Source organism: Sediminibacter sp. Hel_I_10 (assembly GCF_000688335.1).
Classification (GTDB): Bacteria; Bacteroidota; Bacteroidia; order Flavobacteriales; family Flavobacteriaceae; genus Psychroserpens.
The window spans coordinates 2,572,789-2,584,121 of sequence record NZ_JHZX01000001.1 but is presented as its reverse complement, the minus strand read 5'-3'; the positions used below and the strand labels follow the sequence as shown (position 1 = coordinate 2,584,121).

The window sequence follows — 11,333 nt, the reverse complement described above, 5'->3', positions numbered from 1 at the left end:
GTAGGACTACAGTTCTAATTACTTAAAAATCAAATAAGGAAGGTTTGGTCTAAAACTTGAATATCCCTGACCAAGGGAGGAGGTGTATAATCTCTATATGAATTTAAATCTTCTTGAAATTCGAAAAACAAATTTATATAGGTGTGGATAAAAGCAGCAACAAACAGTTGTTGGTCTTTATCCAATTTGTCGAACGACGTTTTTAAAGTATCTTGACCTTCAACAATCACTTGTTCATCACTACAACAACCTTTTTTGGAGATATCACACTCTGATGAATTCGATTGCTGTTGAACTTCCATACCGCAGGTTTCAGCGTGACCGAATAAAGAAGTATCCACTAAAGTATCGCCACAGTAATGACTATCAACAGTAAAAGATACTGTTGATAATAACACAATAAGTGCTAAAGAAAATGACGCTATTTTATGAAATATTTCTTTCATTATTGTTGCAAAGTTATGAAAAAATAATTCTAATTCCTGTATTTAACTTTTTTACAGCATAAAAATACAATGGATTTATCTATCAAACTGTCTTAAGAATTATGTACAAATAGACACCTTTTATATTAAATTTTATATTACGAAAGTCATATTCTTGTTGAAGTTTGTTAATTATCTTCGTAAAATATATCTCTATACTCTATACATAAAATTCTGATAATGAATTTATTAAATAAAATATCATATAGTTACTAAAAATCAAATGTTAAACAAAATTTAACTATCTTTAAGCGTGAAGTCTACTTTTGCCAAAATATTGTCCTTCTTTTTAGCAGTATCAATACTGTTTTCTACCTCTTCCTTTACGGTAGATATGCATTTTTGTTGCAATAAATTAGTAGATATGGCTTTTTTTAGTAAAGCGAAATCTTGTATGGAGATTGTGAAAAAAAAAGATGATAATACCAAAAAATGTACTTCCATACAAGAGAAAGACTGTTGCGATAATCAGACCATTGTAAAAGAAGGAGATGATACTTTTAAAAAGTCTAATACAATACTCACAACCGAGACTATCGTTTTCTTAAACACATTCGTCTATTCCTATATAAATCTTTTTGAAGGATTAGATGAAAACGTAATTTCCTATAGAGCCTACAGGCCACCATTGCTCTCTACAGATATAATAATTCTCAACGAGACCTTCTTAATTTAAATTTCTACTGCGCAGGTTAAATTTAATCTGCATTGCATCTATAGCCACAGTTTCACTTCTGGCTAAAAATTGTTGTACCCCATTTTCAACAACACTATAACACCATTAACCCTGTTAGGTCTTATCCTTTCAAACCATTGAGTTAAAACTCAATGACAATACATTCTATACTATGAGCGAACCAAAGGAATTTTGGATTAAGAATATGGTCTGTAACCGCTGTTTAAAAGTAATTATGCAGGAATTACAAGAACTTGGAGTAACTGTACTTTCATTGGAACTGGGAAGACTATTGGTAGAAGCACCAAAAAAAACCAACAATGAAATTGTTAATGCAGTAACAACGGTACTTCACGCCAATGATTTTGAAATTGTCCAGAGCGAAGAAGAAATGCTTGTCGAAAGAATCAAACTGATTTTAATCGAACAATTGCAAGAACCACCATTATATATTAAGGTAAAAATATCTGAACTATTAGCATCCAGTCTTCACAGGGATTATAAGACATTGAGCAAATTATTTTCTGCCAATGAACAGACAACCATTGAAAAGTACTTTATCAAATTGAAGATTGAGAAAGTTAAAGAACTCATTCAGCTTAAACAACATTCCTTTTCAGAAATAGGATACTTATTGGACTATAGCAGTATCAACCATCTGTCCAGACAGTTTAAAGAAGTGGTTGGAATGAGTATGACAGATTATAAAAATACAGAAAATTGGAAACGAAATTTTTACGATGAAATTATATAAATAACAACGAAAGTTATGCAGATGCAAAACGAGAATCGTCACTAAATTTAACAAAACCAAAATCAATTTAAAATGAAAAAACTACTTATCATATTATTATTAATTCCCTTTTTTGGAATTGCACAAACTTTAGAAGATTTAGAGTATATCTCGCCTTTTGTCGATGATGTAGCAGCAATTAAGAAAGGAAATGAATGGGCCTTTATAAATAAGAATGGCGACATAGTTATCGATTTTAGAAGTGACCTCGTATCGTCAAATATAGATGGAGAAAACTATCCGTTATTCTATAACGATAGATGTTTGATTGCACATCATAAGGAAGGGGTGCTGTATTACGGTTATATAAATAAAAAAGGGGAAACCACCATCATACCTCAATTCCTCAACGCTACTAATTTCAAAAATGAGAAGGCATTAGCACTAACAGTTCATAAAGAAACCATTGGTTACAATGACATTTTCAACAAAGACGTGGTTAGCTACCATTATTTTGAAGTAGTTATAGATAAACAAGGAAAAACCAGTGACCATCTTACTCAATTGGCCATTCACATATCGCCTAAAGATAAGAACAATAAAAATCCACCTGTAATTACATCCAAGCTAATCTCTGGAAGTTTAGTTCTGGTTAGTGGCGAAAACAAGAAATGGTCATTAAAGAGAATAGAGTAAACTTTATTAATAACTTAAAATAAATCAAAATGAAAACACTACTAATTATTTTATTAACAATTGGGCTTTTAAGCTTAAACAGTTGCAACCAAGAAAAAAATACTCAAGAATTATTGGAAAATCCAGAGACACGCACAGAGGTTTTTAGTGTTATCACTCAAAATCACGATTATATGGCTGAGTTTATGGCAGAGATGTACAATAGTGACCACGCAATGCAAATGATGCAAGGAGAAGGAATGCAAATGATGATGAAAGACAGTATGATGATGACCAATATGATGGGCAATAAACCTATGATGCATTCAATGATGAACCAAATGATGAAAAGCCCAGAAACGATGGGTTCAATGATGAAAATGATGCACGAAAAAGGAATGATGAGCGAGGACTGTATGGAATCCTGTAAAAATATGATGGGCGAAAAAGGAATGGATATGCAAGGAATGAATATGGATAGCTCAACCAAAGAGGACCATAACGAGCATCATTAATTTTTAACCTTTAAAATCAAAAACAATGAAAAATAATCACTGGATATGGATGGTCATAGGCTGTGGACTACCACTACTGTTCATCTTTTTAGCGCCCTCATTTGGTATAGGAGGTGGTTCATCACTATTTATTTTCATCATTTTTATGTTTGCTTGCCACCTATTTATGCCCCACGGTTCGCACGGACACGGTGGTCATAACCATTCACAGCATAAACAAAGTGAATCCCAAAGTAGAGAAGAAAACTCTACGGTTGAATCCAAAGATGAACACAAAGGCCATCAACATCACTAAAAGCTAAATATTATGAAACAAAAGTATCAAATAAACGGAATCAGTTGTGGTGGATGTGTTGCGAGAGTCAAGAAGACGTTGGAAGAACACCCTAACATTGAAAAAGCAGAGATTTTTCTCGCACCAAAAGGAGCTACATTAATCACTATGAATGAAACTCTTTCAGTTGCCGAACTACAAAAGCAAATCGATGAGCTCAATGGATACACAATCACAGAAACAAATTAATAACAACTAAAAACAAACATTATGCATTTTTACGACGGACATTTTGGAGGTATGCACCTAATATGGTGGATAATATGGGTCATCTTACTTGCTTGGATATTCTTTATCCCGGCAGATATCCCTTATCAAAAAACAAAGAAGGACAGTCCACTGGATATTCTTAAAAAACGCTTTGCACAGGGCGAAATATCCAAAGAAGACTATGAAGAATCTAAAAAGATTTTAAACGCGGACTTTACTAAAAACCTTAATTCCTAAAAATAATATTATGAATCACTACGGCGGTATGCATTACATATGGTGGATTATCTGGTTCTTTTTCTTGGCCTGGATATTTTTCGTTCCTACAGACATACCTTATCAAAAAACAAAGAAGGACAGCCCATTGGATATTCTTAAAAAACGCTTTGCAAAAGGCGAAATATCCAAGGAAGAATATGAAGAATCTAAAAAGATTCTAAAATCAGAAAACTAACTCAAAATTATAAAACTATGTATCGATTAAACATAAAAAAACTCGGTTTTGCTTTCGGTCTAACAGGAACCTTAATTTATTTGGGTTGTATGATTGTAATGTTAACAGCAGGACAAGAAGGGTCAATTACCTTTTTCAATAGCCTTTTGCACGGCTTGGATACTACCAGTATCATCAGAATGGATGTACCACCTTTAGAAGTGTTAATGGGAATAGTACAAACTTTTATTCTTTGGTGGTTAATAGGGGCTTGTATTGGAGCATTTTATAACGCACAAATAAAAGTAAAAAAATAAACACCACTAAAGGATTATGCAATACGTCTGGTTCATATGGTCTCTAATTATTCTTGCACTTTGGGCAATAATCTATTTGTCAAAAGAGGGGTATAGGAAAGAAATGCTCAAAATGAGTCTCATCACGATGCCCTTTGGTTTAACAGAACCGCTGTTTGTTCCAGAATATTGGATGCCACCTTCCCTATTTGATTTGGCAGAAAAAATAGGCTTTGACATTGAGAGCTTAATCTTTTCTTTCGCCATAGGCGGAATTGGCACCGTACTCTACAACATTATTTTTAAAAGAGGCCTTGCCGAGATACCACATAGCGAACGAAGTCATAACAAACATCGCCTGCATATTTATATTCTTTTTACACCAGTTATCCTATTCATTCTTCTGTCGCTATTTACGTCACTCAACCACATTTATTGCGGCATTATAGGGTTGTTCATAGGTGGATTAGCGACACTTTATTGTCGTCCAGATTTGAAAGTAAAAATTTGGGTTGGGGGAATTCTGTTTACGGTATTGTACTTCATTTATTTCGGGAGCATCCTTCCGTTTTATCCTCAATATGTGGAGTTGTACTGGAATCTTGACAACCTGACCCATATTCTTGTCTTGGGCATTCCTATTGAAGAATTATTATTCGCCTTCACTTTTGGGATGTTCTGGTCTGGATTATATGAACACATCTATTGGCGGAAACTCATAAAATCAAATAAAACAAGTAATCAATTTAAACCTATATAAAAAAGAATAAAGCATAGGATATTTAATCAATAAAACATTCAAATTATGAAAATAGTATTAGCAGTAGATGGCTCGGATTTTAGCAAGGTTGCCATTAAGAAACTTGCAAAATTTCCATTACCACAGGGCAGTGAAATTAGTATAATAAACGTTTATGAACATCCTGCGATGTCAACCCCAGAACTCATATCCACAACAGTAACTCTTGACGTGTATTATCAAGAATTTATAGCCAATGCTGAAAAAATAGGGAAAAAGATTGTTTCCGAAGCTGGTAAAGTATTGAAAGAAAAAAATCGCTCACTTCTTATAACAACAAATGTAATCAGCGGTCTTCCAAAAAGAGAAATTTTGGAAAAAGCGGAATCTTTTGATGCCGATTTAATTGTAGTCGGTTCGCAAGGGCAAGGAGCATTTTCACGTCTTTTATTAGGTTCTGTTTCACAATATCTAGCAACACACGCCAAATGCTCGGTATTAATTGTAAAAGAAAAAGAAAATGCTTAAGCATTTGTAAATGAGCTTCAAGCAATCTAATCTTTAAAAACATTCAAATTATGAAAATAGTGTTAGCCATAGATAGTTCTGATTTTAGCAAGGTTGCCATTAAGGAACTTGGAAAATTTCCATTACCAAAGGAAAGTGAAGTTTGCATCATAAATGTTTATGAGTATCGTGCGTTGCCAACATCAGGGTTACATTCAACAACAGCAACACTTTATAAATACCCTGATGAAGCTATAAAAAATGCACAAATAATAGGGGATAAAATTATTTCCGAAGCCATCAAGATATTAAAAGAAGAAAATGAATCGCTTAATATCACAACAAGTGTTATCAGCGGTCTTCCAAAAAAAGAAATTTTAGAAAAAGCAGAATCGTTCGGAGCAGATTTAATCGTGGTCTGGTCACAAGGTCAAGGGGCATTTTCACGTCTTTTATTGGGTTCTGTTTCACAATATTTAGCAACCCAAGCCAAATGTTCAGTAATGATTTTGAAAGACAAGGATGCAAAATAATCTATGGCTAATAACAATGTATAAAAACTAAATATGAACGTCAACCATTCAAATACTGCTATTACAGAATCTGCTTGCAAGATAACAGATGAAATCTGCCTTCCAGATACTAATTTACCTCGTGTTGTTATTATAGGTGGTGGGTTTGCAGGTTTGGCATTGGTTGAAAAATTAAAACATAAAGAGGTGCAGGTAGTATTGTTCGATAAAAATAACTTCCACCAGTTTCAGCCATTATTTTATCAGGTGGCAACGAGTGCTTTGGAGCCTGACAGTATTGTTTTTCCATTTAGAAAACAAATCAATGGCTATAAAAACGTATTGTTTCGTTTGGCTGAAGTGGAAGAAATCCAACCTTCTACAAACACCATTATAACCAATAAGGGAAGCGTTCATTTCGACTATCTCGTATTGGCAACGGGAACAACTACTAATTTTTTTGGTATGGACAATGTCGAGTCCCATAGTCTTGGGATGAAGGACATTCGCGATTCTCTAAATATTCGTCATATGATGCTGCAAAATTTAGAACAAGCTGCAATCACTTGTGATGACAAAGAACGTGATGCCTTAACAAATTTCGTCATCGTTGGAGGTGGTCCAGCTGGCGTGGAAATGGCAGGAGCTTTGGCTGAATTCTGTAAATACATTCTTCCTAAGGATTATCCCGAGTACCCTTCTTCCATTATGAACATTTATTTGATAGAGGCCATTGATGAATTGTTAAGTACGATGTCTGAAAAAGCATCTACGAAAACCCTGAAATATTTGAAGGACTTGGATGTAAAGGTACTATTCAATGAATCGGTAAGCGATTATGACGGCTCAATAGTAACAACCAAAAGTGGAAAAACCATTTTAGCCAAAAACCTAATCTGGACGGCGGGTGTTAAAGGACAGTTCCCAAAAGGTATTGATGAAAAACACGTGGTTAGGGGCAATCGCTTAAAAACCGACTCATTTTTAATGGTAGAAGGCTATGACAACATTTTTGCCATAGGCGACATAGCGGCTGTAATTACAGAAGAAACGCCAAAGGGGCATCCGCAAGTAGCACAAACAGCTATTCAGCAAGGTAAGTATTTGGGTAATATATTATTGAAAATTATTAAGAATGAGGGCGTAAACCCTTTTGAATATAAAGACAAAGGCTCATTAGCAACAGTAGGAAAACGCAGAGCGGTTGCCGATTTAGGCAAATTTAAATTTGCAGGCTATTTCGCTTGGTTGCTGTGGTCAATTGTACACTTATTATCCATAAGCGGATTTAGAAATAGATTGATGGTTGGTTTTAATTGGGCGGTAAGCTATTTCACTTATGAAAAGAGCAATCGCCTAATTATTAGAAATTTTAAACCAAAATCTTCAATTAATAACACAAAGAAATAATTTACAAATGAAAAACACCACAAATGAAAACGATAAGCTTTCCCTAATAGGTTCCATCTCTCTTGGTACAGGTGTAATGATAGGTGCTGGCATATTTGTACTTATGGGACAAATAGCTGAATTGGTAGGCGATTTATTTCCGATTGCTTTTATTGCAGGTGCTATCGTGGTAGGTTTTAGTTCATATTCTTATGTGAAGTTCTCAAATGCCTTTCCGTCATCTGGGGGGGTGGTTAAGTTTTTCAATAAATCCTATGGACCTGGAACGACCACAGGTGTCTATTCTTTACTAATGTATGTTTCAATGGTCGTTGCACAAAGTTTGGTCGCGGGAACCTTTGGCGCATATACCCTTCGATTATTCCCAGAAAGTTATGCTGGTTATGCATCCATTCTTGGTATTCTACTTTTGGTAACAGCGTATGTCATAAATATTCTAGGAAATAAAGTGATTGGAGCAACGGCCACATTTACAGCAATTATTAAAGTAGGTGGTATTGCATTGCTCGCCATTGCAGGTTTAGTAGCTTCTGGATTTGCAGATATTACAGGAGACTATATCCCACAAAATACCGAAACGCTACCACAAGGGCTAAGCTTTGTAGCGGCATTGGCATTATCAATCCTTGCCTATAAAGGGTTCACAACAATCACGAATCAAGGTGGAGACATCAAAAATCCACACAAAAACCTTGGAAGATCCATTGTGATTTCTATTCTTATCTGCACACTTATCTATGTGGCCTTGGCACTTGCTGTTGCAGGCGGTTTGAGTATCCCTGAAATAATAAAGGCAAAAGATTATGCTTTGGCAGCAGCAGCCGAACCTGTTTTTGGGGAATGGGGTTTATGGTTTACTATAGCAATCGCTATTGTAGCAACCTTTTCAGGGGTTATCGCCAGTGTCTTTTCGGCATCGCGCTTATTGGGGATGTTGAGTAATATGAAACAAATACCCTCTTTAAAAAAAATGGGTAATTTTAAAAATCCAGCACTCATATTTACGGTTGCCCTTGCCGTTTTACTCACTTCCCTTTTCGATTTAACAAGAATCGCTTCTATAGGCACTATTTTCTATCTCATTATGGATATCGCTATCCATTGGGGGCTTTTTCGCCACTTAAAGAACGAGGTAAAATTTAAACCCATCATTCCTTTAATAGCCATTGTAATGGATATAGCAGTACTATCAGCTTTTCTATATATAAAATATCTGAATGATCCAATGGTGCTCATCGTAGCAGCAATTGGAATTATCCTGATTCTTGTTGCGGAACGTTTTTTTATGATTTCGCATACAGATGATGATGGCAATATGCCAATGGGAATGGGCGAGGATAAATCAAAAATAATAGAAAATCAAGTTAATTAATTTAAAATCAAAAAAATGAAACAACAAATTGAAATTACAGGAATGACCTGCGGAGGTTGTGTTAAAAATGTTAAAGAAGCATTAAAACAAATTGAGGGAGTACAAACGGTAGAAGTAAGTCTGAATCCACCCCAAGCAGTTATTGAAGCAAATGAATCTATAAGCAAAACGCAACTCAGTCAAGCCTTGGTAAAAGCAGGTGGTTATAGTATCGCGGGCGCAGAAGGGGATAAAAATCAAAAAAAATCAGGAGGATCCTGTTGCAGTTAAAAACCTGATTAAAACTCGGAGTAAAAGAAAAAGTTAAGATTTATTCAACAACATATTTATAAACTAGAAAATGAAAAATATAGCAGTTATAGGATACGGAGTCATTGGAAAAAGAGTGGCCGATGCCATCAATCTACAGGACGATATGAAGCTTTCGGGCGTGTGCGATATCATTAGCGATTGGCGCATTCAAAATGCCGTGAGAAAAGAGTACGATATCTATGCAGCCACCCCAGAAGCAACTGATAAAATGAAATCCGAAGGTATTTCAGTAAAAGGCGATATGCACGACCTGTTGAAAAAATCAGATCTCGTCGTGGACTGTACCCCTAAAAAGATTGCGGCTCAAAATGTCGCAATTTATAAAGAACAAAACATCAAATTTATTTTGCACGGAGGCGAAAAACACGAAACAACAGGCCATTCCTTTAGTGCTGAAAACAATTATCAATCAGCTCTAAATCTAGATGCTACAAGAGTTGTTTCTTGCAACACCACTTCTATTTTAAGGACGTTGACCGCTTTAAAAAGAGCCGATTTATTGGATTATGCCAGAGGAACACTTTTAAGAAGAGCAACAGATCCTTGGGAAAGTCATTTGGGCGGAATTATGAACACAATGCTTCCAGAAAGAGATATTCCAAGCCATCAAGGTCCTGACGCTAAAAGCGTAGATCCTGATTTGGACGTCATCACTTCCGCAGTAAAAGTTCCAGAAACATTAAGCCATATGCACTATTGGAACGTGAAGTTAAAAAAGCAAGTCTCGAAAGAAGAAGTCTTAAATGCTTTTAAAACGTCTAGTCGTATCAAACTAATTCAATATGACCAAGGCCTGGTTTCAAACAACACCATTAAAGAAATGTTCTTGGATATGGGAAGACCTTGGGGCGATATGTACGAAGTAGCCCTTTGGGAAGATATGCTGAAGGTAGTGGGAGATGAACTTTTTTATGCCTACGTGGTCGATAACCAAGCCATTGTAATCCCAGAAACGATTGATGCCATCAGAGCACTTACTGGAATTGAAACAGATGGTGCCAAATCCATCGCCAAAACAAATGAAAGTTTAGGAATTCATTAAATCTTATTCCAATGAAAACAAATATAAATATTACAGAACTATTAGGTGAAAAAGCGTCCTTCTATTTGAATCACGTTTGTGAAAAAATAACCAAGGACGAATTGCAAACACCTAGTAAGACAAGCCTAGACAGGGTATTTACTCAAAGTAATAGAAATCCGCAGGTACTACGAAGTCTTTCACAATTGTATAACCACGGAAATCTTGGTGGTACAGGCTACTTGAGCATCCTGCCTGTAGACCAAGGTATCGAGCATAGTGCAGCTTTTTCTTTCTATAAAAATCCGGATTATTTTGACCCAGAGAATATTATAAAATTAGCGATGGAAGCAGGTTGTAATGGCGTGGCTTCCACCTTTGGTGTATTGGGATTGAACGCTAGAAAATATGCCCATAAAATTCCCTTTATCGTAAAGATTAACCACAACGAACTACTTACCTATCCCAATAAATATGACCAAACCTTATTTGGCAAAGTAAAAGCTGCGTGGGATATGGGAGCAGTTGCCGTCGGTGCAACTATCTATTTTGGTTCCGAAGAAAGTAACAGACAGCTTAAAGAAATAGCTGAAGCTTTTGAAGAAGCCCATAATTTAGGTATGGCTACCATTTTATGGTGCTATACCCGAAACGAAGCTTTTAAAACCGAAAAAGAAGATTATCACGCCGCTGCCGATGTAACTGGACAGGCCAATCATTTGGGTGTTACTATTCAAGCTGATATCATCAAACAAAAATTGCCAACAAACAATTTTGGTTTTAGGGAGATAGGATTTGGAAAATATGATGATGAAATGTATGAAACGCTGACAACAAAACATCCCATTGACCTATGCAGGTTGCAAGTGGCTAATTGCTATATGGGGAAGATCGGATTAATTAATTCCGGTGGTGGCTCTAAAGGAGAGTCTGATTTAGTGGAAGCGATTACTACAGCAGTAATTAATAAAAGAGCTGGCGGTTCTGGGCTGATTATGGGAAGAAAGGCGTTTCAAAAGCCCTTCGGTGAAGGTGTGGAAGTATTACAATCCGTTCAAAAAGTTTATTTAGACCATAAAATTAGTATTGCATAACAAAATAAA

At 35.6% G+C, this 11,333-nt stretch carries 17 protein-coding genes; 16 read left to right on the top strand and 1 reads right to left on the bottom strand.

The window, feature by feature from the left end; translation table 11 throughout:
• Nucleotides 1-29 precede the first annotated feature (29 nt).
• A complete protein-coding gene (locus P176_RS0111690; RefSeq protein ID WP_026754880.1) occupies nt 30-446 on the bottom strand; it encodes a hypothetical protein in 417 nt (138 codons plus the stop codon).
• A gap of 292 nt (nt 447-738) precedes the next feature.
• Between P176_RS0111690 and P176_RS0111685 the strand changes: the two genes are divergently transcribed.
• The 16 genes from P176_RS0111685 (at nt 739) to P176_RS0111605 (ending at nt 11,324) form a co-directional block, all read left to right on the top strand.
• Nucleotides 739-1,161: a hypothetical protein gene (locus P176_RS0111685; protein ID WP_026754879.1), complete on the top strand. Its 423-nt coding sequence runs from the start codon at nt 739-741 to the stop codon at nt 1,159-1,161.
• 172 nt (nt 1,162-1,333) lie between these two features.
• Nucleotides 1,334-1,915, top strand: coding sequence for an AraC family transcriptional regulator (locus tag P176_RS0111680; protein WP_026754878.1), 582 nt, complete (start codon nt 1,334-1,336; stop codon nt 1,913-1,915).
• Between the two features lie 72 nt (nt 1,916-1,987).
• Nucleotides 1,988-2,590: a WG repeat-containing protein gene (locus P176_RS0111675; protein WP_026754877.1), complete on the top strand. Its 603-nt coding sequence runs from the start codon at nt 1,988-1,990 to the stop codon at nt 2,588-2,590.
• Between the two features lie 29 nt (nt 2,591-2,619).
• Nucleotides 2,620-3,084, top strand: a complete 465-nt coding sequence (locus P176_RS0111670) for a hypothetical protein (RefSeq protein WP_026754876.1) — start codon at nt 2,620-2,622, stop codon at nt 3,082-3,084.
• Nucleotides 3,085-3,391: 307 nt separating this feature from the next.
• Nucleotides 3,392-3,607, top strand: a complete 216-nt coding sequence (locus tag P176_RS0111660) for a heavy-metal-associated domain-containing protein (RefSeq protein WP_026754874.1) — start codon at nt 3,392-3,394, stop codon at nt 3,605-3,607.
• A gap of 21 nt (nt 3,608-3,628) precedes the next feature.
• On the top strand, nt 3,629-3,865 hold the full coding sequence (locus P176_RS0111655; RefSeq protein ID WP_026754873.1) for an SHOCT domain-containing protein: 237 nt from the start codon (nt 3,629-3,631) through the stop codon (nt 3,863-3,865).
• A gap of 10 nt (nt 3,866-3,875) precedes the next feature.
• Complete coding sequence (locus P176_RS0111650; RefSeq protein ID WP_037348912.1) at nt 3,876-4,082, top strand: SHOCT domain-containing protein; 207 nt, start codon at nt 3,876-3,878, stop codon at nt 4,080-4,082.
• A gap of 17 nt (nt 4,083-4,099) precedes the next feature.
• Nucleotides 4,100-4,378, top strand: coding sequence for a DUF5676 family membrane protein (locus P176_RS0111645; protein ID WP_026754871.1), 279 nt, complete (start codon nt 4,100-4,102; stop codon nt 4,376-4,378).
• 112 nt (nt 4,379-4,490) lie between these two features.
• Nucleotides 4,491-5,117 (top strand): lycopene cyclase domain-containing protein, encoded by a 627-nt coding sequence (locus tag P176_RS0111640; protein WP_231481239.1) that lies wholly within the window; start codon nt 4,491-4,493, stop codon nt 5,115-5,117.
• 45 nt (nt 5,118-5,162) lie between these two features.
• A complete protein-coding gene (locus tag P176_RS0111635; protein ID WP_026754869.1) occupies nt 5,163-5,624 on the top strand; it encodes a universal stress protein in 462 nt (153 codons plus the stop codon).
• A gap of 50 nt (nt 5,625-5,674) precedes the next feature.
• Nucleotides 5,675-6,136, top strand: coding sequence for a universal stress protein (locus P176_RS0111630; protein WP_026754868.1), 462 nt, complete (start codon nt 5,675-5,677; stop codon nt 6,134-6,136).
• A 33-nt stretch (nt 6,137-6,169) separates the two neighbouring features.
• Nucleotides 6,170-7,525, top strand: a complete 1,356-nt coding sequence (locus tag P176_RS0111625) for an NAD(P)/FAD-dependent oxidoreductase (RefSeq protein ID WP_026754867.1) — start codon at nt 6,170-6,172, stop codon at nt 7,523-7,525.
• Nucleotides 7,526-7,532: 7 nt separating this feature from the next.
• The gene (locus P176_RS0111620) at nt 7,533-8,897 is read left to right on the top strand and encodes an APC family permease (RefSeq protein WP_026754866.1); all 1,365 of its coding nucleotides are present in this window, start codon (nt 7,533-7,535) and stop codon (nt 8,895-8,897) included.
• A gap of 15 nt (nt 8,898-8,912) precedes the next feature.
• Complete coding sequence (locus P176_RS19390) at nt 8,913-9,167, top strand: heavy-metal-associated domain-containing protein (RefSeq protein ID WP_051605472.1); 255 nt, start codon at nt 8,913-8,915, stop codon at nt 9,165-9,167.
• A 70-nt stretch (nt 9,168-9,237) separates the two neighbouring features.
• Entirely contained in the window at nt 9,238-10,251 is a 1,014-nt protein-coding gene (locus P176_RS0111610; protein ID WP_026754865.1) for a type II glyceraldehyde-3-phosphate dehydrogenase, read from the top strand.
• Between the two features lie 11 nt (nt 10,252-10,262).
• Nucleotides 10,263-11,324, top strand: a complete 1,062-nt coding sequence (locus P176_RS0111605) for a class I fructose-bisphosphate aldolase (RefSeq protein ID WP_026754864.1) — start codon at nt 10,263-10,265, stop codon at nt 11,322-11,324.
• Nucleotides 11,325-11,333 lie beyond the last annotated feature (9 nt).